General features: G+C 53.5%; 19 protein-coding genes and 1 pseudogene. 10 read left to right on the forward strand and 10 right to left on the reverse strand.

Features of this window, described 5'->3' with window-relative positions; translation table 11 throughout:
• The 3 genes and pseudogenes from Q7O77_RS03060 to Q7O77_RS03070 all read left to right on the forward strand — a co-directional run.
• Positions 1–415, forward strand: a pseudogene (locus Q7O77_RS03060) (ATP-dependent DNA helicase RecG); the annotation flags it as partial.
• A 130-nt stretch (positions 416–545) separates the two neighbouring features.
• Entirely contained in the window at positions 546–1949 is a 1404-nt protein-coding gene (locus tag Q7O77_RS03065; RefSeq protein WP_304163458.1) for an NCS2 family protein, read from the forward strand.
• A gap of 160 nt (positions 1950–2109) precedes the next feature.
• Positions 2110–3810 carry an AsmA family protein gene (locus Q7O77_RS03070; protein ID WP_304163460.1) on the forward strand — a complete coding sequence of 567 codons (1701 nt, stop codon included), beginning with the start codon at positions 2110–2112 and terminating at the stop codon, positions 3808–3810.
• Positions 3811–3914: 104 nt separating this feature from the next.
• Here Q7O77_RS03070 and fabY read toward each other — a convergent pair whose 3' ends face one another.
• From fabY to typA, 4 genes are all read right to left on the reverse strand, one after another.
• Positions 3915–4856 carry a fatty acid biosynthesis protein FabY gene (gene fabY / locus Q7O77_RS03075; RefSeq protein WP_304163461.1) on the reverse strand — a complete coding sequence of 314 codons (942 nt, stop codon included), beginning with the start codon at positions 4854–4856 and terminating at the stop codon, positions 3915–3917.
• 35 nt (positions 4857–4891) lie between these two features.
• Positions 4892–5329 (reverse strand): D-aminoacyl-tRNA deacylase, encoded by a 438-nt coding sequence (gene dtd, locus Q7O77_RS03080; protein WP_304163463.1) that lies wholly within the window; start codon positions 5327–5329, stop codon positions 4892–4894.
• Between the two features lie 47 nt (positions 5330–5376).
• Positions 5377–5988, reverse strand: a complete 612-nt coding sequence (gene yihX, locus Q7O77_RS03085; RefSeq protein ID WP_304163465.1) for a glucose-1-phosphatase — start codon at positions 5986–5988, stop codon at positions 5377–5379.
• Positions 5989–6193: 205 nt separating this feature from the next.
• Positions 6194–8017: a ribosome-dependent GTPase TypA gene (gene typA, locus Q7O77_RS03090; RefSeq protein ID WP_304163466.1), complete on the reverse strand. Its 1824-nt coding sequence runs from the start codon at positions 8015–8017 to the stop codon at positions 6194–6196.
• A gap of 371 nt (positions 8018–8388) precedes the next feature.
• Here typA and glnA point away from each other — a divergent pair, with 371 nt between their 5' ends.
• The 4 genes from glnA to Q7O77_RS03110 all read left to right on the forward strand — a co-directional run bounded on the left by glnA (position 8389) and on the right by Q7O77_RS03110 (position 12741).
• On the forward strand, positions 8389–9798 hold the full coding sequence (gene glnA / locus Q7O77_RS03095) for a glutamate--ammonia ligase (RefSeq protein WP_085652528.1): 1410 nt from the start codon (positions 8389–8391) through the stop codon (positions 9796–9798).
• Between the two features lie 203 nt (positions 9799–10001).
• Complete coding sequence (gene glnL, locus Q7O77_RS03100; RefSeq protein WP_304163469.1) at positions 10002–11051, forward strand: nitrogen regulation protein NR(II); 1050 nt, start codon at positions 10002–10004, stop codon at positions 11049–11051.
• Positions 11052–11059: 8 nt separating this feature from the next.
• Positions 11060–12472: a nitrogen regulation protein NR(I) gene (gene glnG, locus Q7O77_RS03105; protein ID WP_026743683.1), complete on the forward strand. Its 1413-nt coding sequence runs from the start codon at positions 11060–11062 to the stop codon at positions 12470–12472.
• 146 nt (positions 12473–12618) lie between these two features.
• Positions 12619–12741 carry a YshB family small membrane protein gene (locus Q7O77_RS03110; RefSeq protein ID WP_139171511.1) on the forward strand — a complete coding sequence of 41 codons (123 nt, stop codon included), beginning with the start codon at positions 12619–12621 and terminating at the stop codon, positions 12739–12741.
• 83 nt (positions 12742–12824) lie between these two features.
• On the opposite strand, the gene hemN is transcribed toward Q7O77_RS03110, so the two are convergent.
• Together hemN and yihI are read right to left on the reverse strand one after the other, a co-directional pair.
• The gene (gene hemN / locus Q7O77_RS03115; protein WP_304163473.1) at positions 12825–14198 is read right to left on the reverse strand and encodes an oxygen-independent coproporphyrinogen III oxidase; all 1374 of its coding nucleotides are present in this window, start codon (positions 14196–14198) and stop codon (positions 12825–12827) included.
• Between the two features lie 187 nt (positions 14199–14385).
• Positions 14386–14922: a Der GTPase-activating protein YihI gene (yihI, locus tag Q7O77_RS03120; RefSeq protein WP_304163475.1), complete on the reverse strand. Its 537-nt coding sequence runs from the start codon at positions 14920–14922 to the stop codon at positions 14386–14388.
• 214 nt (positions 14923–15136) lie between these two features.
• On the opposite strand from yihI, the gene yihA reads away from it, so the two are divergent.
• A complete protein-coding gene (yihA, locus tag Q7O77_RS03125) occupies positions 15137–15775 on the forward strand; it encodes a ribosome biogenesis GTP-binding protein YihA/YsxC (protein ID WP_304163486.1) in 639 nt (212 codons plus the stop codon).
• 458 nt (positions 15776–16233) lie between these two features.
• Here the strand turns inward: yihA and polA are convergent, their stop codons facing one another.
• From polA to Q7O77_RS03145, 4 genes are all read right to left on the reverse strand, one after another.
• Positions 16234–19023, reverse strand: a complete 2790-nt coding sequence (gene polA / locus Q7O77_RS03130; protein WP_304163476.1) for a DNA polymerase I — start codon at positions 19021–19023, stop codon at positions 16234–16236.
• 367 nt (positions 19024–19390) lie between these two features.
• Positions 19391–20014: a thiol:disulfide interchange protein DsbA gene (gene dsbA, locus Q7O77_RS03135; RefSeq protein WP_304163478.1), complete on the reverse strand. Its 624-nt coding sequence runs from the start codon at positions 20012–20014 to the stop codon at positions 19391–19393.
• A gap of 22 nt (positions 20015–20036) precedes the next feature.
• Positions 20037–21023: a serine/threonine protein kinase gene (locus Q7O77_RS03140; protein WP_304163480.1), complete on the reverse strand. Its 987-nt coding sequence runs from the start codon at positions 21021–21023 to the stop codon at positions 20037–20039.
• A 63-nt stretch (positions 21024–21086) separates the two neighbouring features.
• Entirely contained in the window at positions 21087–21356 is a 270-nt protein-coding gene (locus tag Q7O77_RS03145) for a YihD family protein (RefSeq protein WP_085652541.1), read from the reverse strand.
• Between the two features lie 114 nt (positions 21357–21470).
• Between Q7O77_RS03145 and mobA the strand changes: the two genes are divergently transcribed.
• Both mobA and mobB read left to right on the forward strand, forming a co-directional pair.
• On the forward strand, positions 21471–22049 hold the full coding sequence (gene mobA, locus Q7O77_RS03150) for a molybdenum cofactor guanylyltransferase MobA (RefSeq protein WP_304163482.1): 579 nt from the start codon (positions 21471–21473) through the stop codon (positions 22047–22049).
• Positions 22042–22554, forward strand: a complete 513-nt coding sequence (mobB, locus tag Q7O77_RS03155; protein ID WP_304163484.1) for a molybdopterin-guanine dinucleotide biosynthesis protein MobB — start codon at positions 22042–22044, stop codon at positions 22552–22554. The genes mobA and mobB overlap by 8 nt, the downstream gene beginning before the upstream one ends.
• Positions 22555–22961 lie beyond the last annotated feature (407 nt).

Raw genomic sequence — 22961 nt, forward strand, 5'->3', positions numbered from 1 at the left:
CGTAGACGTCCCCAACGCCAGCCTGATGATTATTGAAAACCCCGAACGACTCGGTTTGGCGCAGCTTCATCAGCTACGCGGACGCGTAGGCCGCGGCTCGATCGCCTCCCACTGCGTGCTACTGTACAAATCGCCGCTCAGCAAAACTGCCCAGAAGCGACTGCAGGTATTACGGGATAGCAACGATGGCTTTGTGATCGCACAACGCGATCTTGAGATTCGCGGACCGGGTGAACTGCTAGGCACCCGTCAAACCGGCAGCGCCGAATTCAAGGTCGCCGATCTGCTGCGAGATCAGGCGTTGATACCACAGGTTCAACGGATTGCTCGCCATATTCATGAGCGCTACCCCGATCACGCGCAAGCGCTGATTGAACGCTGGCTGCCGGAAAGCGCTCGCTACACCAACGCCTGACCGTCGACGGCGATCACTTCCTTCCACATTCTCCTTGGCATTCGTGCATCAAGATGACATGCGCAACCGTTTGCTTTTATTAGGCAGATCATTAAAATGCGTTTTTTGTCGTTCTGGAGTGCCAACCGCCATGCGTATTCCCTCTGCCGAACCTTTGCGCCCGGAAGAACCCGCCGCTGCTCATCCACGCAGCGAACTCATCTACCGTCTTGAAGATCGCCCTCCATTGCCGCAAACGCTGTTTGCCGCCGGTCAGCATCTGTTAGCCATGTTCGTCGCCGTTATCACACCAGCATTACTGATCTGTCAGGCGCTCGGGCTACCTGCGCAAGATACGCAACACATTATCAGCATGTCGCTGTTTGCATCCGGTCTGGCCTCCATACTGCAAATCAAAACCTGGGGGCCTGTGGGTTCCGGGCTGCTATCGATTCAGGGCACCAGCTTTAACTTTGTAACACCGCTTATTATGGGTGGGTTGGCGTTGAAAAACGGCGGCGCAGATGTTCCCACCATGATGGCCGCGCTGTTCGGCACACTGATGGTCGCCTCTTGTACCGAGATCCTGCTATCCCGCGTTCTTCATCTGGCCCGGAGAATTATCACTCCGCTGGTTTCCGGCGTGGTCGTCATGATCATTGGCTTGTCGCTGATTCAGGTTGGGCTGACCTCAATTGGCGGTGGATTCGCGGCGCTGAACGACCACTCTTTCGGCGCGCCCAAAAATCTGCTGCTGGCAGGCGTGGTCCTACTGGTTATCATCCTGCTGAATCGCCAGCGTAATCCCTATCTGCGGGTCGCCTCACTGGTCATTGCTATGGCCGTCGGGTATCTGGTGGCATGGCTGATGGGGATGCTGCCGAAGGATATGTCCAGCACGACACAGTCCGCCATCATGGTGCCGACACCGCTGTATTACGGTCTGGGCTTCGACTGGAGCCTGCTCGTACCGCTGATGCTGGTATTTATGGTGACGTCACTGGAAACCATTGGCGACATCACGGCGACGTCCGACGTCTCTGAACAACCCGTCCGCGGACCGCTGTACATGAAACGCCTGAAGGGCGGCGTGCTGGCCAACGGACTGAACTCCATGCTTTCCGCGGTATTCAATACCTTCCCCAACTCCTGCTTCGGTCAGAACAATGGCGTAATCCAGCTGACCGGCGTCGCCAGCCGCCATGTCGGTTTCGTCGTAGCGTTAATGCTGATTGTGTTGGGCCTGTTCCCGGCCGTCAGCGGATTCGTTCAGCACATCCCGGAGCCAGTGCTGGGAGGCGCGACCATCGTGATGTTCGGTACGATCGCCGCCTCGGGCGTGCGCATTGTATCTCGCGAACCATTAAACCGCCGGGCGATCATGATCATCGCCCTCTCGTTGGCTGTGGGTCTGGGTGTGGCGCAGCAGCCGCTGATCCTGCAATTCGCGCCAGACTGGCTGAAAACCCTGCTATCTTCCGGCATCGCCGCGGGCGGGATCACCGCCATTGTCTTGAACCTGGTGTTCCCGCAAGAGCAAGAAGAAAAAGAATAGGGAGCCTGCTTCCAGATATTTCGTATTTACCGTGCTAATCAGGGTCCCATGATGCAACATCGGACCCTGATTCTTGTCAGGAGTATGATTACCGACTTGAGCCGCTGCAGACATTGCGGCATAACATTTCTATCCTCGACGACAGGCACGGACTGATACGATGAAATTTATCGGGAAACTACTCATCTCACTGCTGTTACTGACCCTTCTGGTTTTGGTGGCGCTTTATCTCGCGCTGCAGACCGAATGGGGGGCCAACTGGATCAGCCGTTGGGTTAGTCAACATACCGAATACAGACTATCGCTGAAAAAGGTGTCTCTCGATTGGACGTCACCCAGCGTATTCCAGCTCGCAGAGGTCTCTTTCGGCCGTGAAAATCAGCCGCCGACGTTAGTCGCCAAACAGGTCTCCGTCGGGCTCAGCGTCCGCCAAATTACCACGCCTTCTCATTTCGCCAGCCTGCAGTTGGAAGGCGGAACGCTCAATCTGAGTCAAACCGGTTACGCGTTGCCCTTTAAGGCTGACGTGTTGCAGTTCAAGGACATGGCGCTACAGGCGCAAGACGGCGACTGGCGGCTCAACGGACAGCAGATCAACGGCGGTATCACGCCGTGGGAGCCGCAGTCCGGTCATCTGCTGGGAAACAATGCGCGTTTCCAACTCAGCGCCCGCTCGCTGACGCTTAATGATATGCCCGCCAGTCAGGTGTTTGTTGAAGGCACATTCGCCAATCAGCGCCTGACGCTAAGCAACTTCGGCGCCAATGTCGCCCGGGGGGAGCTGACCGGCAGCGCGCAGCGCGCGGACGATGGCAACTGGGAGATTAATCGCCTCAGGTTGAGTAATGTGAGGCTGCAAACTTCGCGCTCCCTCTCCGATTTCTGGCGGCCTGCCGCACCGCTGCCCGCCATCAGCGTTGACCGTTTCGATCTGATAGACGCCCGCATCGAGGGGCCGGGCTGGGCCGCCAGCGATCTTGACGCCACACTGCAACACGTCACGTTCCAACAGGATAACTGGCAGAGTGAGGACGGCTCGCTGTCATTCAATGCATCCGATCTGATTAATGGCGATATGCATCTGATCGACCCGATTATCAATCTGGACCTGTCGGCCCAAGGGATCGCCATCCGCCAGTTCTCGACCCGTTGGGAAAGAGGGCTGCTGCGTGCCAGCGGCAACTGGCAGCGCAGCGACCACCGGCTGACGTTGGATGAGCTGGTTATCGCGGGAATGGAATACACCCTCCCGGGAGACTGGCGTCAACGCTGGCAGCAAACGTTGCCTTCGTGGCTGGAAGAGGTCTCCGTTAAAAAATTTACCGCCAACCGTAACCTGCTGATCGATATCAATCCGGACTTCCCGTTCCAGATAACCGCACTTGACGGCTATGGCAGCGACCTAGTGCTTGTCCGCCAGCACCAGTGGGGAGTTTGGCAAGGCTCGCTGAACCTGAACGCCAGCGATGCCACGTTCAATAAAGTCGATATTCGACGCCCGTCGCTGGCGTTGACGGCGGACAACGATCGGATCACGTTTACCGATCTCAGCGCCTTCACACCGGGCGGACTGTTGGAAGCAAAAGCCGTTATCGATCAGAACACTGCGCGTGAATTTACGTTGGATATGAATGCCAAATCGGCGGCATTCGACACGTTACTTCACTGGGGCTGGCCGACGCCGACTCGTATGCCATCGGGGAATCTCAATTTTCAGTTAAAGCTGAAAGGTCAGATGGCGAATGCCTCGCCGCTGAAACCCACCCTAAACGGCGTTTTGCAAGGAACAGACAGCGCTGGGCAACCGGTTTATCAACAGTTGCATCAGGGTATCCTGCAGGAAAGAGCCCCGACGCCCTAAAGTGAACGGGGCGATGGCAAGGAGAAGGCCGGATTCGCCATCCGGCCTTCAGTTATTCGTGAAGAGCGATTCCCGAAACTATCAATATCTGCGCCGTAAATCACTCAGTCGCCCGATAAACCCGAAGGCTCCAGAGGATCATCCGGTGTCGGCGGCAAGACCATATACACGCCTTCAAATAATGCTCCTTTTGCCCCTTCACCGAACAATTCGACGTTCAGATGCACCCTCGCCCGACGACCGCGGGCCAGCTTGTCCAGATCGCCGCTGAGCGAGCCAAGATTAGCCACCGCGCTGGGGCGGCCGGTGATTGGCGAGCTGTAACGAATATGCGCATCCGCCAAAACGATGGTGCCGCCCAACTGACGTTCCCGCAGCAGTAGCCAAATCAGCCCCCAGCCGGTCAAGGTTGCCAGAGAAAACAGGCTGCCAGCGAAGATGGTGTGATGGGGGTTCTGATTGACTGTTTCCGGCATCGTGGTGATAAATTTCTTGCCGGTGTACTGACTGATGCGCACCCCCATCTTTTCACTCAGGGGAATATGATCGTGCCAGGCTTGTTGTAGCTGTCCGCACCAGTCGGGGCGATGCAAAATATCATCCAGCGTCGCCACCGGTTTAATCATCAGGAAATGCCGAATTGGCGTCGTCTGCGGCGTCGTGATCTCGCCCTGATCCACAAATCCCAGTTTGGCGAAAAAGGCTTTGGCCTCTTCACGCGCGCTACATACCACACGCTTAGCTCCCTCCTGACGCGCCACTGACTCCAGTGCCATCGCCAGCAAGGTGCCCAACCCTTTACGTCGAACAGCAGGGTGAACCGCCAGAAAACGGATAGAGGCCTCATTGTCGGCGTTGATGTAGAGCCGTCCCACGGCGACCAGGCGCCCCTGGACGTCAACGACGGTCTGATGATGCGCTAGCGAGTCATAGGCGTCGCGTTCGGAGCCTAACGGTTGTTGCAACGGCTTACGCAGCATCTCCCAGCGAAACTGGTAGTAGGCGTCCAGCTCTTTGGCGCTTTCCGGCACTCTCAAGTGATACATAAACAGCCTCGGTTAACCAAGAGATGGTTCGCGTTCTATGCCTGTAACCAGAAGGTCACCGGGCCATCGTTGACCAATTCAACCTTCATATCAGCGGCAAAACGGCCGGTTTCGGTGGTTATGCCCTGCTCCCGACATCGGCCGACAAAATAGTGATACAACCGCTCGGCTTCGGCAGGCGCGGCTCCACGCGAAAAACTAGGGCGCATCCCCCTCTTCGTGTCGGCCGCCAGGGTGAACTGCGATACCACCAGCAGGCTGCCGCCCGCCTGACGCACGTTCAGGTTCATCTTATCCTGCTCATCGCCGAAAATTCGGTACCCGATCACCCGTTCGCATAGCCGCTCGGCATTCTTTTCGTCATCGCCCTGCTCAACGCCCAGCAATACAAGCAATCCCGCATCGATTTTACCGATAACTTCATTATCCACGATGACGCTGGCTTTGGAGACGCGTTGAATTAACCCAATCATAAAAACGTTGCTGCTCCTGTCTGATACCGCATGGAAACGGCCTGGCGCTATTCATTCACCATGGCGGAATGAGAAGAAAAGAAGTCCGTCAGAACCTGACGATCGTTGACCTGAATGGCATGGATGCCCAACGCGGATGCCGCGGTGATATTGTCCGCATTGTCGTCGAAGAAGATGGCGTCTTTAGCCCGGTATCCTTCCTGCTGCAACACGTATTCGTAAATGCCGGCCTCGGGTTTACGCATGCCAAGCTCTTGCGACAGATACATGTGGTCGGCCGCCTGCTCTATCTCAGGATAAAGCGAAGACCACTGCTGATGATGCAGACGGTTAGTGTTCGAGAGCACCACAACACGCTGCCCGTCGCGCCGTAGCTGTTGCATGATATCCAGCACTTCAGGACGTACCCCGATAAAGATCGATTCCCAGCCTGCGGCAAACTGCTCAAAGCTGAGGGCAATCCCCATTTCGTGGCACAGCTCAGAGGCGAATGCCTCATCATCGATCTCGCCGCGCTCGTGTTGTTCAAACGCATGCCCCATAACGAAGCGTTCGCTCAGGCTAGCCAGGGGGACACCGCTAAGGTTGCTCCATACTCCCAGCACCCGTTTGAAATCGATATCAATGACGACGTTGCCCAAATCAAAGATATACAACATAGGTCCTCCTGATGAGTGAGTAGGCTTTCACTGTAACGGTAAAAGGGAGAACTGAACAGAGAAGATCGGAGGCCGAATACACCGCTTGCCGGTATGGTCTCACTGCGTGAAATCAGGATAACCGAATGAAAATAAATAAAAAAAGCCAGTCAGCTTTCGCTGGCTGGCTTTTTCTGAAACGAGACCGTCGTTACAGAAAAGACACTTAGTCTTCTTTGTTGGAGCGACCCGCGCGGCGGCGGTCGTTTTCGGTCAGGTGACGTTTACGCAGACGAACAGACGTCGGCGTCACTTCTACTAGTTCGTCGTCATCGATGAATTCCAGAGCCTGCTCCAGAGTCATCTTGACCGGCGGTACCAGCGTCGTGGCTTCATCCGTACCGGAAGCACGCATGTTGGTCAGTTTCTTACCGGTCAGGCAGTTCACGGTCAGGTCGTTAGAACGTGAGTGAATACCGATGATCTGGCCTTCATAAACTTCGGCGCCGTGACCCAGGAACAACTTACCGCGATCCTGCAAACCGTACAGAGCAAATGCGACCGCTTTACCCTGACCGTTAGAGATCAGTACGCCGTTCTGACGCTGACCGATATCACCCGGACGCACGTCATCGTAGTGGCTGAACGTGGAGTACAGCAGACCCGTACCAGACGTCATGGTCATGAATTCGGTACGGAAACCGATCAGACCGCGGCTTGGGATGACGTAGTCGAGACGAATACGGCCCTTGCCATCCGGAACCATGTCTTTCACGTCGCCTTTACGCTCGCCCATCGCCTGCATGACGGAGCCCTGATGCTGTTCTTCGATATCCAGCGTCACGTTTTCAAACGGTTCTTGGTTGCGACCGTCGATCACGCGGTTGATAACTTTCGGACGTGAAACGGCCATTTCGAAGCCTTCACGACGCATGTTTTCAATCAGGACGGACAGGTGCAGCTCACCACGACCGGATACGCGGAACGCATCCGCATCTTCAGTCTCTTCAACGCGCAGCGCAACGTTGTGGATCAGTTCTTTGTTCAGACGCTCAAGGATCTGACGCGACGTCACGAACTTACCTTCTTTACCGCAGAAAGGAGACGTGTTGACGCAGAAGAACATAGTCACGGTCGGTTCGTCGACGCTCAGCGCAGGCAGCGCTTCAACGTTAGCCGGATCGCAAATGGTATCGGAAATGTTCAGCTCGCCCAGACCGGTGATAGCAATGATATCGCCCGCTTCAGCCAACGTGGATTCGATACGCTCCAGACCCATGTGGCCCAGGACTTTACCGACTTTACCGTTACGCGTTTTGCCTTCGCTGTCGATGACAGTAACCTGCTGGTTAGGCTTAACAACACCACGTTTGATACGACCGATACCGATAACACCAACGTAGTTGTTGTAGTCCAGCTGGGAGATTTGCATCTGCAGCGGGCCATCACGGTCTACTTTCGGCGCTTCAACGTGTTCGATGATCGCTTCAAACAGCGGGGTCATGTCGCTGGCCATATCGGAGTGATCCAGACCTGCGATACCGTTCAACGCGGAAGCGTAAACGATCGGGAAGTCCAGTTGCTCGTCAGTGGCATCCAGGTTTACGAACAGGTCGAAGACCTGATCGACAACCCAGTCAGGGCGTGCGCCCGGACGGTCAACCTTGTTGATGACCACGATCGGCTTCAGACCATTGGCAAATGCTTTTTTGGTCACGAAACGGGTCTGCGGCATCGGGCCATCCATTGCATCAACGACCAGTAGCACCGAGTCGACCATCGACATAACACGTTCTACCTCACCGCCGAAGTCGGCGTGTCCTGGGGTATCAACGATGTTGATGCGGTAGTCTTTCCAATTGATGGCGGTATTTTTAGCGAGGATGGTGATCCCACGCTCTTTCTCCAAATCGTTGGAGTCCATAACACGTTCGGTGGCTTCACTACGTTCATCAAACGTACCGGACTGTTGTAGCAGCTTGTCGACCAGGGTGGTTTTCCCATGGTCAACGTGCGCAATAATAGCGATGTTACGCAAATTTTCGATCACAGCTTTGCCTCAGGCATTTAGAAATAGCGCGCTATTGTACACGGATTAATCGAGGGACTAAACAGGATCACAAACATCTCTTGCAAACAACCTCACATTGAGGAGGTTGTGATCCCTTTCACGGTGCAATTGCGCTACAAACACATTGAAGAGCACCAATGTGGTGCTAACAATGCAAAATAAAGCACTATTTTGGTGCAGATTACTATATTGGTGCAGTCGAAGACCACTTAGAAAACCAGAGAATGGGCTCTCAGGCACAAATACTAAAGTTGGCACAGATTTAGCTATAGTCTACGTACGGTAACAACAACATTCCACAACGATATTCGTTCCACGACGATAAATGATATAACCCGGGAGAACCAAGTATGTCAGTTGAACACGTTTTGACGCTGCTGAAAGAACATGAGGTGAAATTCGTCGACCTTCGTTTCACCGATACTAAAGGTAAAGAGCAGCACGTCACGATCCCTTCCCATCAGGTAGATTCAGATTTCTTCGAAGACGGCAAAATGTTCGATGGTTCTTCTATCGGCGGATGGAAAGGCATCAACGAATCAGACATGGTGTTAATGCCTGACGTCACAACCGCCGTTCTCGACCCGTTCTACGAAGAGTCCACGCTGATCATCCGCTGTGACATCCTCGAGCCAGGCACCATGCAGGGCTACGATCGCGACCCGCGTTCCATCGCCAAACGCGCAGAGGACTTCCTGAGCTCTTCCGGCATCGCGGATACCGTACTGTTCGGGCCAGAACCTGAGTTCTTCCTGTTTGATGACGTTCGCTTCGGCAGCAGCATCTCCGGCTCCCATGTGACTATCGACGATATCGAAGGTGCCTGGAACTCTAGCAAAGAATACGAAGGCGGCAACAAAGGCCACCGTCCGTCCGTGAAAGGCGGTTACTTCCCGGTTCCTCCTGTCGACTCTTCTCAGGACATCCGTTCCACCATGTGTCTGACCATGGAACAGATGGGTCTGGTGGTTGAAGCCCACCACCACGAAGTCGCGACTGCGGGTCAAAACGAAGTGGCTACTCGCTTCAACACCATGACCAAGAAAGCCGACGAAATTCAGATTTACAAATACGTCGTCCACAACGTTGCCCACGCTTTCGGTAAAACCGCAACGTTCATGCCGAAACCGATGTTCGGCGACAATGGCTCTGGTATGCACTGCCACATGTCTCTGTCCAAAGACGGCGTAAACCTGTTCTCCGGCGACAAATACGGCGGCCTGTCCGAAATGGCGCTGTACTACATCGGCGGCGTTATCAAACATGCGAAAGCTATTAACGCACTGACCAACCCGGCGACCAACTCGTACAAACGACTGGTTCCTGGCTATGAAGCACCGGTCATGCTGGCATACTCCGCGCGTAACCGTTCTGCCTCCATCCGTATCCCGGTGGTCGCAAGCCCTAAAGCGCGCCGTATCGAAGTCCGCTTCCCGGATCCGGCAGCCAACCCGTACCTGGCTTTCACTGCACTGCTGATGGCCGGCCTGGACGGTATCATCAACAAGATCCATCCTGGCGATGCCATGGATAAGAACTTGTACGATCTGCCGCCTGAAGAAGCGAGTGAAATCCCAACCGTAGCAGGCTCACTGGAAGAAGCGTTGAATGCGCTGAACGAAGACCGTGAGTTCCTGACCCGCGGCGGCGTATTCACCGAAGACTCCATCGATGCTTACATCGAACTGCGTCGTGCGGAAAACGACCGTGTTCGTATGACTCCGCACCCGGTAGAGTTCGAACTGTACTACAGCGTGTAAGTATTCGCGCAATGACGGCAGCCCGAATAATAACGATGTTGAAGCTGCCGTCACCGACAAGATTTCTTGTTTATTTTGTTGCCGTGGAAACTTTTCAGCCCATCTTCGGATGGGCTTTTTTCTCCGCGCGGCATCGTACGGTTGCTAAGCAATATTTATCAATCCAGAATGTAACGCACTAAAAAAGTGCAGGAGTCTGCGTTATGGCAACAGGCACGCTGCCCGATGCTGGGCAGATCCTCAATTCTTTAATTAACAGCATCCTATTGCTGGATAAAAATCTGGCGATCCATTATTCCAACCCAGCAGCGCAACAACTACTGGCGCAAAGCTCGCGGAAACTATCGGGAACGCCATTGCCTGAACTGCTTGGTTATTTCTCGCTAAATATTGATTTGATGCTGGACAGCCTCAACTCCGGACAGGGCTTTACGGATAACGAAGTCACCATCGTGGTGGATGGCAGAGCCCACATCATGTCGCTGACGGCGCAGCGTATTCAGAATGATTATATTCTGATGGAAATGGCGCCGATGGATAACCAGCGCAAACTCAGCCAGGAGCAACTGCAACACGCGCAGCAGCTGGCGGCACGAGATTTGGTTCGTGGTCTTGCTCACGAAATTAAAAACCCACTGGGAGGCTTGCGAGGCGCAGCGCAGCTACTGTCCAAAGCACTGCCCGACCCGTCATTGACGGAATATACCAAGGTCATTATCGAACAGGCGGATCGCCTCCGTAATCTGGTTGATCGCCTGTTAGGGCCGCAGCAGCCAGGGCTGCACGTCACACAAAGTATTCATCAGGTCGCGGAGCGCGTCTTCCAGCTGGTTTCACTGGAAAAAGCCGATAACGTCACGCTGGTCAGGGATTACGACCCCAGCCTGCCGGAACTGATGCACGACCCGGATCAGATTGAACAGGTCCTGCTGAATATCACCCGCAACGCACTGCAAGCGTTGGGTGAAGAAGGTGGTTCCATCACAATCCGTACCCGCACGGCCTTCCAGCTCACGCTGCACGGCGTCCGCTATCGTTTAGTGGCCCGTATCGATATTGAAGATGATGGCCCGGGTGTCCCCGCCCATTTACAAGATACCCTGTTTTATCCGATGGTGAGCGGACGCGAAGGGGGCACCGGACTAGGACTGTCGATCGCCCGTAATCTTATCGATCAACACTCCGGTAAAATTGAATTTAACAGTTGGCCAGGTCACACCGAATTTTCGGTCTATCTGCCCATCCGCCAGTGAGGTCCATGATGCAACGAGGGATAGTCTGGATTGTCGACGACGATAGCTCCATCCGCTGGGTGCTTGAACGCGCGCTCACAGGAGCCGGCTTAACCTGCGCGACGTTTGACAACGGGAATCAGGCATTAAACGCATTATCTACGCAAACACCGGATGTGCTGCTTTCCGATATCCGTATGCCGGGAATGGACGGGCTGGCCCTGCTGCAACAGATTAAACAGCGCCACCCCATGCTGCCGGTCATTATTATGACGGCGCATTCCGATTTAGATGCGGCCGTCAGCGCCTATCAGCAAGGGGCCTTCGACTACCTGCCCAAACCGTTCGATATCGATGAAGCGGTTGCACTGGTCGAACGCGCCATCAGCCACTACATGGAACAGCAGCAACCGGTCCGTAATCAGCCTATCAGCGGGCCGACGACGGATATTATCGGGGAAGCGCCCGCAATGCAGGACGTTTTCCGGATCATCGGACGTCTTTCGCGCTCTTCCATCAGTGTCTTGATCAACGGGGAATCCGGTACGGGTAAAGAACTGGTCGCACATGCGTTGCACCGCCACAGCCCTCGCGCCAAAGCCCCCTTCATCGCGTTGAATATGGCCGCCATCCCCAAGGATTTGATCGAATCAGAGCTGTTCGGCCATGAGAAAGGCGCCTTCACCGGCGCGAATCAGATTCGTCAGGGCCGCTTTGAGCAGGCCGATGGCGGCACGCTGTTTCTGGATGAAATCGGCGATATGCCGTTGGATGTGCAGACTCGACTGCTGCGCGTACTGGCTGATGGGCAGTTCTATCGTGTAGGCGGGTATGCGGCGGTCAAAGTTGATGTCCGGATTATTGCGGCAACCCACCAGAATTTGGAACTACGAGTACAGGAAGGCAAGTTTCGCGAAGATTTGTTCCATCGCCTGAACGTCATTCGTGTACATCTGCCGCCGCTGCGGGAGCGTCGAGAAGACATTCCTCGCCTCGCTCGCTACTTCCTGCAGGCGACCGCCAAGGAGCTGGGGGTTGAACCGAAGAACCTGCATCCCGAGACAGAAGCGGCGCTAACGCGTCTGCCGTGGCCCGGCAACGTCCGCCAGCTGGAGAACACCTGCCGTTGGTTGACCGTCATGGCTGCGGGTCAGGAAGTGCTGATTCAGGATTTACCGCCGGAGCTATTTGAAACCACCGCGCCTGACGCCACGGTACATGTTCAGCCCGACAGCTGGGCAACCCTGCTGGCGCAATGGGCTGACCGGGCGTTACGTTCCGGTCATCAAAACCTGTTGGCGGAAGCCCAGCCGGAAATGGAGAGAACACTGCTGACGACCGCGCTACGCCACACGCAGGGGCATAAACAGGAAGCCGCGCGTCTGTTGGGCTGGGGGCGTAATACGCTCACGCGCAAACTGAAAGAGTTGGGGATGGAGTAGTCGTATTGCCGCTCATCTTATCGGCTTTTAAGTCTATCGGGGGAGCGGAAAAGGAACATCTCAGCGCAGGTATCATTGTCGTCATTTTATACTTTACATGATCATCACTAGCAGTATGATCACTGCGCTGACAGGAGAATGTAACCATGCTGGAATCACTTTTTTCGGCGTTGTCACACGGCGCTGAAATGGGCAATGCGGTGGGACACTCCCCGCAGACGGCCATCGCAGCCGTGTTGTGTGCCGCCTTGATTAACTTTTTTAGCTGATCCCGCAGGTCATCATCGTGGGTTCACGCTGGCAGGAAAGATAAAAACAGCCGCTAAGCGGCTGTTTTTATTTCTATCAGGACTTATATCACTCGAGAGAACTGGCGAGTGCGCATCTTACTGCGCAGATAGATGTCGAAACACATGCAAATATTTCGGATCAGCAAGCGTCCCTTCGGGGTCACAATCAGCTCCCGAGACGTCACCTCAATCAGACCATCCGCCGCCATCGGCTCCAGCAAGGTCAGATCCTCAGAAAAATAATCATCGAAATCAATCTGATAATCCGTCTCTATCGCAGCATAGTTCAGCCGAAAGTTGCAGATAAGTGTTTTAATGACGTCCCGACGAAGGCAATCGTCACGCGTCAGCTGCACGCCGCGCCACAGCGCGTTGCCCTGGGTCTGCACCTGAGTGTAATAGTCCTTCAAGACCTTCTGATTCTGAGCATAACTATCACCGATCATACTAATCGCGGAAACGCCCATCCCCAGCAAATCGGTGTCGCCCTGCGTCGTGTAGCCCTGAAAGTTTCGATGCAGCTTCCCTTCGCGCTGCGCCACCGCTAACTCATCGTCGGGACGCGCGAAATGGTCCATACCAATGAACTGGTAGCCCGAGGCGGTCAGGTCATGAATCGTCTGCTGTAAAATATCCAGCTTCTGCTCGGCGCCAGGCAAATCCGCCTCTTTTATTTTCCGCTGCGCGGCAAATAGCGTCGGGAGGTGGGCGTAGTTGAACACGCTCAACCGGTGCGGACCTAACTCCGCCACGCGTTTCAGCGTATAGGCGAAACTCTCCGGCGTCTGTTTTGGCAGGCCGTAAATCAAATCGATGTTGGTGGAGGTGAACCCAAGCGCCTTGGCCCGTTCGATCAGGGCAAAGATAAACGCTTCATCCTGCTCACGATTGACCAATCGCTGAACCTCTTTATTGAAATCTTGTACCCCCATGCTCAGGCGGTTAAACCCTTCCTGATGCAGGTGATCCACGATATCCAACTCGATTTCACGCGGGTCTATCTCTAGCGACATCTCCGCATGAGCGTCAAACGTAAACTGCTCGCGCAACAGCGCCATTAACCGAGTGATTTGTTTTGCATTCAGAAACGTCGGGGTTCCGCCGCCCCAATGCATTTGAGTCACGGTACGTCCGGCGAACAGAGGCGCCCGCTGACGAATTTCCTGTTCAAGAACATCCAGATACTCGTCCGCCTTATGCAACTGACGCGTCACCAGCTTGTTGCATCCGCAGAAATAGCACAGACGATGGCAAAACGGGATGTGGATATACAGAGAAAGCGGGCGCTCGGGGTAACGAGCGGCCGCTTGCAGAAAAGCGGATTCATCGTAGCTTTCGGTGAATTCCAGCGCGGTAGGGTAAGACGTATAGCGGGGACCGGAATAGTTATACTTTTGTATCAGCTCCAGATCCCAATCGATGCTCGTTCCAGACATATTGCTGCTTACTCCTTGCGGTATCGTTTATTGCCTGACCGTCTCTGCGGTATTGGCTGCTGTCGGGAAGACAAGCTGCGTCGCAGCAATCGCGTCTTTCTGTTCGACAGACACCACAGTTTAGCCAACAGGCTCAGCAAAAAACACATAACCAGCAAGGTTAAAATCAGAAACAGCCCTTTAAGCATCAATAACCGTCTTTGGGATTATTACGCTTGAGCAACTGCAGCATATCTTCCTGAGGTTCTTCTTCATCGTCCTCGTCATCACCGAGTTCAATGCCCAGCTGCTCCATCAGTGCATCGATGCGGTCGAGCTTCTCGTCAACCCAGGACTGATCTTTCACTGAAAGCGTTTCCCCTTTCTCGAGCAGATCCAGCAGTTCGTCCAGTCGCGGATCGTTTTCCAGCATTTCCAATTCAGCTTCTGGCGACAGTGTGACTTTTTTCTCCAGTTCCGGTTCAGGAATAGAGGAAACTGGCGCGGCGTCAGCCGTGGTCAGTGGGATCTTTTTCTTGCTGCCAATACGCGGATCGACAACTTTTCCCAGCCCGGAGGACGCTTTGTTATCGTTTCCACCTTGGGCGCGACTTCCCGCAGCCAGTCCACGACGTTTTTTCTGACGCTTGCGTGCACGAGCTTCGGTATCCAATTCTTCACGGGTTTTTCTTTTGATTTTAGGTTTGGCGGCCTTACCGCCCGGCCGTTTGAATGGCTGTTTCATGGCATCGCTCTCAGATTATTAAGAATGTAGGGAATTGCGGCGGAATCTAGCAGAAAGCGTACGAATAAAAAAGCACCCAACTTCACGGAAGAGGCTTTTATTTTTTCACAATATTACGCTGACGTCGTCAAAGTGACGATACAGATAAAGACCACAGCCACGGCAAGTTACAGGTATAATCGCTGAGTAACTATTAATCCAGACAGAGACGAAGATTGTGACCCATCAATACAACTACCAGGTGACCCATTTCGTTACCAGTGCCCCGGACATTCGCCATTTGCCCGCAGATAGCGGTATTGAAGTCGCCTTTGCTGGACGTTCAAACGCCGGAAAGTCCAGTGCTCTTAATACGCTAACCAATCAAAAAAGCCTGGCCAGAACCAGTAAAACCCCTGGGCGTACTCAGCTGATCAACCTGTTTGAGGTGGTCGACGGCGTACGACTGGTGGACTTGCCCGGCTACGGCTACGCGGAAGTGCCGGAAGAAATGAAGCGGAAATGGCAGCGCGCTCTGGGCGAATATCTGCAGAAACGTCAATGCCTGCAGGGATTGGTGGTGCTGATGGATATCCGTCATCCGCTCAAGGATCTCGACCAGCAGATGCTGGAGTGGGCGGTTGCTGCGGAACTGCCGGTGCTGGTCTTGCTGACTAAAGCGGACAAGCTAGCTCAGGGCGCGCGCAAAGCGCAGCTGAACATGGTGCGTGAAGCCATACTGCCGCTGATGGGCGATATTCAGGTGGAAACGTTCTCCTCCCTGAAAAAGAGCGGCGTAGATAAGCTGCGCGAAAAACTGGACAGCTGGTTCAACGGAACCCCGTACGAAGACTTTCCTGAACAGGGCGAGTAATCCCCTGATATCACGGGCGTAAAGCCCGTCGACATGACGACCCATCGCGGTCAGAATTTCAGCGCCCCAATAAAAAACGCCCCGCTCGGAAAACCGAGCGGGGCGGCTAATATTCAGCCAAATCCGATTACGTGAAGTAAAAGGTCTGAAAGATAGAACATCTTACCTCTGTACCCTACGGAAACAACTCTACCCTATTTTTTTATGCCTACAAAGATTTTTTTGTTGTTTACTTTCACGCTTTGCGTAAAGCATCGCCATAAAAGTGGACATCGCCGCACGATCTTGTAGCTTAATTACAAAACGGGCCATTTTCTGATGAAATTGACTCAAGTTTGTCAATCGATGTACTAGATAACACGATGAATTACGGACGTTAATTAGGCAGGATTTGCCTGTCCCAGATCACTCCTGGGGCAGGCAGAATCGAACAGTTTTAGACAGGAAAGAGAGATGTATTAGTGTGCCTGATCCCAGTTAATACCGGTTCCCACATCCACCCGTAGCGGCACATCCAGTTTCATACATCCTTCCATCAAGGCTTTGATTTTCGCCTTGGATTGCTCCAGCACGGAGTCGTGCACTTCGAACACCAATTCATCGTGAACCTGCATGATCATGGTCACCAGCGGTTCATCCTGTTGCTGCAGCCAACCGTCGATGGCGATCATCGCTTTCTTGATGATGTCCGCCGCCGTCCCCTGCATTGGCGCGTTGATCGCCGCACGTTCCGCCGCCTTACGGCTCATGGCATTTCGGGCGTTGATCTCCGGCAGATAGAGGCGTCGACCATCCAGCGTAGAAACATAACCCTGTTCAGCCGCCTGCTCACGCGTACGCTCCATATACTCCTGCACACCCGGATAACGCTCGAAGTAGAGATTCATGTATTTCTGAGATTCGTTACGCGGAATATTGAGCTGTCGAGACAGACCAAAGGCGCTCATACCATAAATGAGACCAAAGTTTATCGCCTTGGCACTGCGGCGCTGCTCGGACGTCACTTTATCCAACGGAGAGCCAAAGACTTCCGCCGCCGTGGCGCGGTGAATATCCAGCCCTTCGGAGAAGGCCCGCAGTAGTCCGGCATCCCGTGAAAGATGGGCCATGATACGCAGTTCGATTTGTGAATAGTCCGCCGCGACAATGCTGTAGCCTTCGCGAGCGACAAACGCCTGGCGGATACGTCGTCCTTCCTCGTTGCGCACCGGAATGTTTTGCAGGTTCGGATCGCTGGAAGACAACCGACCGGTCGCCGTCACCGCCTGATGATAAGACGTGTGTACCCTTCCCGTCAGCGGGTTGATCATCACCGGCAGCTTATCGGTATAGGTGGATTTCAGCTTCGACAAACCGCGATACTCGAGAATCAGCTTCGGCAGCGGGTAATCCAACGCCAGTTCAGCCAGCACTTCTTCGTTGGTGGACGGCGCCCCTTTCGGGGTTTTCTTCCTGACGGGCAGCTGCAATTTTTCATACAAAATGTGCTGCAACTGCTTGGTAGAGGCAAGGTTGAAAGGCTCGCCAGCCAGCTCATGTACTTCAACCTCAAGCTCCGCCAGCCGCTTCGTTAACTCTTTGGAGTGCTCGGCAAGAATGCCTGCATCAATCAATACGCCATTGCGCTCCATGCGCGACAAAATCGGCACTAGCGGCATATCAATGTTGTCGAAAACGTTTCGTAGCTCAGGCTCTTTTTCCAGTTTTTCCCACAGCTTCTGGTGCAAATGCAGCGTCACATCGGCATCTTCCGCCGCATAGACCGCCGCCTGCTCCAGCGGAATTTGATTAAAGGTAAGCTGGTTTTTGCCTTTGCCGGCGATCTCTTCAAACGAGATAGTTTTATGCTGCAGGTAACGTGATGCCATGCTGTCCATATCATGACGGCCGCCCACGCTATCCAGCACGTAAGATTCCAGCATCGTGTCGAACGCCATACCCTGCAACTCGATGTTGTAGCGGGCCAGCACGCCGCGGTCATACTTCAGATTCTGACCAACTTTCAGTACGGCAGGATCTTCCAGCAGCGGCTTAAGCAGTTCCAACGCTCTGCCGCATGTCATCTGTTCCGGGGCATCCAAATAATCGTGACCCAACGGCAGATAGGCGGCCTCGCCCGGCTTATCAGAGAATGAGATACCGACCAGATTGGCGCTCAACGTGTCCAGACTGTCGGTTTCAGTATCGAATGCAAAAACGTCGGCAGACTTCAGACGGTCAATCCACGTCTCAAGCGTCTTCTCATCCAGAATAGTGACATAGCCTTCCTGCGACAGCGCGCTCTCAACCGCTGCCGCACTTTTTTCTTCGACTACTGCGGGTTTGTTTTTCGCTGCGACCGGACTCTTTTTGCCCTGCAACCAGACGCCTGATTCCAGTTCAATCTGCCAACGCCGGAACTCATAATGCTTGAACAGCTCACTCAGCTCGTCCACTTGCGGTTCGGTGACCGCCAGCTGTTCACAGCTCAGCTCCAGCTCAACGTCAGTTTTGATGGTAGCCAACTGGTAAGAGAGGTAAGCCACCTCTTTATGCTGTTCCAGTTTAGCTGCCATGGTTTTAGCGCCGCGGAAGGAAAGATCGGCGATTTTATCCAGATTGGCGTAGAGCGTGTCCAAACCGCCCAGCCCTTGCAGCAGCGCCTGCGCCGTTTTCTCACCCACGCCCGGCACACCGGGAATGTTATCGGAGGCATCGCCCATCAACGCCAGGAAGTCGATCATCAGTTCCGGCGGAATACCATATTTATCACACACTTCCTGAGGACCCAGGATAGCGTTGTTCATGGTGTTGATCAGGGTGATGTTAGGAGTCACCAGCTGTGCCATATCTTTATCGCCGGTGCTGATCAGCACCGGCGTCGACTTCAACTCCGCCTGCTGAGCCAACGTGCCGATGACATCGTCCGCTTCCACGCCGGAAACCGCTAACAGCGGCAGGCCCATCGCCCTGACCATTTTATGCAACGGCTCGATCTGAGCCCGCAGGTCATCCGGCATCGGGGGACGATGAGATTTGTAATGTTCAAACAGCTCATCACGAAAGGTTTTTCCTTTCGCATCAAACACAACCGCAACGTGGCTGGGATGATATTGAAGCAACAGGCTGCGCAGCATGTTCAGCACGCCGTACATCGCCCCGGTAGGTTCGCCCGCACTGTTCGTCAGCGGAGGAAAAGCGTGATAGGCGCGGTATAAGTAAGATGAACCGTCGACGAGAATTAAAGGGTTGTCTGCTATTTGAGCCATAATCTGTTTCAATTGTTATTTCCAGCCATCATATAAGCATGCCATAGGTGGCAGGAAGAGACGAATAATAACGCGTAAATACGGCAACGCTTTCGTGACGTATCGCAGAAATTCCTGTGGATAAGTTTGTGTATAGAAATACTTAAATAATTAACAGGAGAATAAATGTCGCGAGGGGTAATTAAATTATTAAGCAAAATCAGTTAACTAAAATAGAAAATCGTATTCACTTGTCGTTAACGGAAAACATAAGATTTGTGGATACCTATGAAAATGAAATTCAATTTCACGCGGTTATTTTCGCCAAAAGATTCGCTTTCAGAAAAAACGACGCCATACGGCTCTCACCTTATGGCGTCGATTTAAATTACTTTTTAGAAATCAGGAATTTCACGACATCAGCATATTGCTGGACGTAAACGTCCATTGAGCTGGTATCCAGACCATCATTCTTAACCATATATTTGCCGTTCACAAACAGAGACGGAACGCCGCGCAGCTGTAGGTCCGCCGCCGCTTTTTGCTGCTGAACTACCAGAGATTTGACGACGAAACTATTGAGCGCGCTGTCGTATTCTTCGCCTTTAACGCCAGCAGAGATGAAGACGTTACGAATATCTTCCGGTTTCTGCACCGTCTGGTTTTTCTGTACCGCATCGAACATGAGCGGGCTGATTTTATCTTCAACGCCCAGAGCGATAGCCACAGCCCACGCTTCCGTCAGGTTTTTTCCCAAATCCCCCAGGAAATCCACGTGGTACTTAACCATTTTAGTGCCAGCTGGCAACCCTTTCTGTATCGCGTCAGGGATGTGATAAATCTGGGAAAACTGATAGCAGTGTGGGCAATAGAAAGAGAAAAATTCCAGGACCTGCGGCTCCTGCGTCGCGGGTCTATCCAGCGTGACAAACTGTTTTCCCTCGGTGAAATCCGCCGCGGAAGCACTGAACGCCATGATGACACCAATCAGTGTTAGCCATACTTTCTTCATATCACTTTTTTCTCCGTTAACTTTAGTACATCGGCGTCAGCTGCAAAGGCGGTTCCCGCAACAGCTTAACCTGTTCGACAAAGGTGGAGGCTTGTTTCGACCAGAAATCGGCATCCTGCATCCAGGGAAAGCTCCTTGGAAACGCAGGGTCTTGCCAACGACGGGCAACCCAGGCCAGATAGTGAATCATTCTCATCGCCCGCAGCGGCTCGACGAGTGCCAGTTCCTTCTCATCAAAAGAAGAAAACTCGCTGTAAGCTTCCAACAGAATATCCAACTGGATTCGTTGCTCGCGCCGTTCACCGTGCAAAAGCATCCACAAATCCTGAATGGCGGGTCCGTTGCGGGCATCATCTAAATCGACGAACAAAGGGCCGTCACGCCACAGAATGTTGCCGGGATGGCAATCTCCGTGCAGTCGGCCCGACGTCCAGTCGTCATGCCAGCAGCGCTTCACTTCTTGAATCAGACGTTCAGTCGAGTTCAGAAAGGTTTCCCGCAGCGAAGCCGGTATCAAAGCGCATCGGGATAACTCGTCAAACGGCTCATACAGATACTCCTGTAGGCCGATAGTCGGCCGCGCGGCGAAATCGTGTTTACGACCGGTTTGATGAATTCGTCCCAAATAACGACCAACCCCTTCCAGCTGGTCGTCGTTATCCATTTCATACTGCCTTCCCCCTACGCTGGGAAAGACGGTGAAGAAAAAGCCATCATGCTCATGCAAGGTCTCCCCCTGCAGGGCCAAAGGCGCAACAACCGGCACTTCGTCCTGCGCCAGTTCAGCAGCAAACTGATGTTCTTCGACGATCTGAGCCTTGCTCCAACGCTGAGGACGATAGAATTTGACCACGTAACGCTTACGATCTTCATCGCTAAGCTGGTATACCCGGTTTTCGTAGCTATTAAGCGCAATTAATCCGGAGTCGACGCGGATACCCGTAGACCATAGCGCATCCATGATGACGTCGGGCGACAGGGTATGAAAATTGAAAACAGCATCATGCATTGCGTTTAACGCTCCCGTTGCAAAAGGCGTACGCGCGCATCGACGCGAAAAACAAGCTTTTCATTAGTCTTTGATGACTCCGCGGGCCCGCAGGATCGCCGTTTTGAAATCCACTTCTACGTCTTTCTGCAACCCGGGGATCGGTTGATCTTGGTTGGAGCCACGCATTTTCAAATGGTAGATAAGGATATCATCAGTCAGATCGCCTAGCGCCCCCTCAAACCCTGCTTCCTTTGCAAGTTTTTGTAAAAATTCCATCAAATTCAAATCGGGTTCCTGCTGCCAGGCCGGGTGCAACAGTTCAACTAACTCATTCACGCGATGACATTTCATGGTCGGTTCTCCATACTCAACGTTAATAGTAGTGTACTTAGTATGAGGAAAGCGCTTGGCGTTACGCCATCGTTTTCCCTCAGTCAGCATCATTTATTTTCAGGTCAAAACATCATGATCACGGGAATCATTCTGGCTGGCGGACAGTCCTCGCGGATGGGCGGCCACGATAAAGGCCTGCTCCAGCTGAAGGGCATACCGCTGTATCAACACGTTTTAACACGGCTGGTCAGCCAGGTGGATAACGTACTCATCAATGCCAACCGACACCATGAACGTTACCAGCAAAGCGGGTATCCGGTGATCGGTGATATTAACCGTCAGTTTGCCGGACCATTAGCCGGGATGTATACGGGATTAGCCATCATGGAAACCGAATGGGCGCTTTTTGCTCCCTGTGATGTGCCAGCGCTACCGTTAAATCTCGTCTCTCGTTTACAACAGCACATCGGTCATCATCCGGCGGCCTATGCGACCGATGGCGAACGCGACCATCCGACGTTACTTCTTATCAATAAAAGCCAGACCCGAGCGCTTGAGGCCTTCCTGTCTAAGGGCGAGCGCAAACTGATGCTGTTTCTCAATCACATTGATGCCCGCCCCGTGTCGTTCAGCGATCAACCTCTGGCATTTCGTAATCTTAATACGCCAGAAGAAATTGCTGATTGGCGAGAGGACCCAAAAGATGACTAGCGCCGTGCCGCTTCTGGCGATTGCCGCGTACAGCGGTACAGGAAAAACGACATTATTAACGCAGTTAATCCCCCTACTTAAAGCATCTGGTATTCGCGTTGGCATGATTAAACATACGCACCACGAGATGGATATCGATACTCCGGGGAAAGATAGTTATCGCCTCCGCAAAGCAGGCGCTGATCAGACGCTGGTCGCGAGCGCCAAACGCTGGGCATTGATGACGGAGACACCGGACCAGTCGGAACCCGATCTTGCGTGGCTGGCTAGCAGAATGGATCATTCAAAGCTCGATCTGGTGCTGGTCGAAGGCTTTCGCCACGAGAAGATCCCCAAAATCGTCCTGTATCGACAGGCATCGGGTCATGACATGGCGGATTTGATCGATGATGACTCTCTGGCGATCGCCAGCGATGTGCCCTTAAACGTCTCTTGCCCTCAACTCGATCTGAATCACCCTCCCGCTATCGCCGCATTTATATGCCAATGGCTTGATGCCCAATAGTCTTGGATATGAGTGTTCCAGCCGGCAGCTCTTGATGAATGGCTTAATCAGAAAACAGTCAACGCCGTCATGTATCAAGTTTATCGGGGCCATGGAATTTAAGAGTCGGCTAACCCTCCAGATTTTAGCCCGTGCTTAATGCACCAGGGATTAGAGAGGATCGGTGGGGAAGGCACGATTAGCGCCCTGTAGTGGTTCCCGCGCTCCAGTAGCCTCACAACACACAGAGGGTGGAGTGGAAGGGAGACTCACGGTCTGGCGCATGGCGGTGAGACGGTGGAGATACAGAACCGGTCTGTCGTTTTTTTTCCGCCCCAACGCAAAAACCCCCAGCTTGCGCTGAGGGTTTCTACTTAAATTAATGCCTGGCAGTTCCCTACTCTCACATGGGGAGACCCCACACTACC

The organism is Lonsdalea britannica (assembly GCF_946477055.1).
Lineage (GTDB): Bacteria > Pseudomonadota > Gammaproteobacteria > Enterobacterales > Enterobacteriaceae > Lonsdalea > Lonsdalea britannica_A.

Bases quoted from the DNA above. Each gene is read 5' to 3' on its own strand.
- mobA (WP_304163482.1), top strand. From the start codon at position 21,471: ATGATCACGGGAATCATTCTGGCTGGCGGACAGTCCTCGCGGATGGGC.
- fabY (WP_304163461.1), bottom strand. From the start codon at position 4,856: ATGTATCACTTGAGAGTGCCGGAAAGCGCCAAAGAGCTGGACGCCTAC.
- yihX (WP_304163465.1), bottom strand. From the start codon at position 5,988: ATGTTGTATATCTTTGATTTGGGCAACGTCGTCATTGATATCGATTTC.
- glnL (WP_304163469.1), top strand. From the start codon at position 10,002: ATGGCAACAGGCACGCTGCCCGATGCTGGGCAGATCCTCAATTCTTTA.
- dsbA (WP_304163478.1), bottom strand. From the start codon at position 20,014: ATGAAGAAAGTATGGCTAACACTGATTGGTGTCATCATGGCGTTCAGT.
- Q7O77_RS03070 (WP_304163460.1), top strand. From the start codon at position 2,110: ATGAAATTTATCGGGAAACTACTCATCTCACTGCTGTTACTGACCCTT.
- dtd (WP_304163463.1), bottom strand. From the start codon at position 5,329: ATGATTGGGTTAATTCAACGCGTCTCCAAAGCCAGCGTCATCGTGGAT.
- Q7O77_RS03065 (WP_304163458.1), top strand. From the start codon at position 546: ATGCGTATTCCCTCTGCCGAACCTTTGCGCCCGGAAGAACCCGCCGCT.
- glnG (WP_026743683.1), top strand. From the start codon at position 11,060: ATGCAACGAGGGATAGTCTGGATTGTCGACGACGATAGCTCCATCCGC.
- yihI (WP_304163475.1), bottom strand. From the start codon at position 14,922: ATGAAACAGCCATTCAAACGGCCGGGCGGTAAGGCCGCCAAACCTAAA.
- Q7O77_RS03145 (WP_085652541.1), bottom strand. From the start codon at position 21,356: ATGAAATGTCATCGCGTGAATGAGTTAGTTGAACTGTTGCACCCGGCC.
- polA (WP_304163476.1), bottom strand. From the start codon at position 19,023: ATGGCTCAAATAGCAGACAACCCTTTAATTCTCGTCGACGGTTCATCT.
- glnA (WP_085652528.1), top strand. From the start codon at position 8,389: ATGTCAGTTGAACACGTTTTGACGCTGCTGAAAGAACATGAGGTGAAA.
- Q7O77_RS03110 (WP_139171511.1), top strand. From the start codon at position 12,619: ATGCTGGAATCACTTTTTTCGGCGTTGTCACACGGCGCTGAAATGGGC.
- hemN (WP_304163473.1), bottom strand. From the start codon at position 14,198: ATGTCTGGAACGAGCATCGATTGGGATCTGGAGCTGATACAAAAGTAT.
- Q7O77_RS03140 (WP_304163480.1), bottom strand. From the start codon at position 21,023: ATGCATGATGCTGTTTTCAATTTTCATACCCTGTCGCCCGACGTCATC.
- mobB (WP_304163484.1), top strand. From the start codon at position 22,042: ATGACTAGCGCCGTGCCGCTTCTGGCGATTGCCGCGTACAGCGGTACA.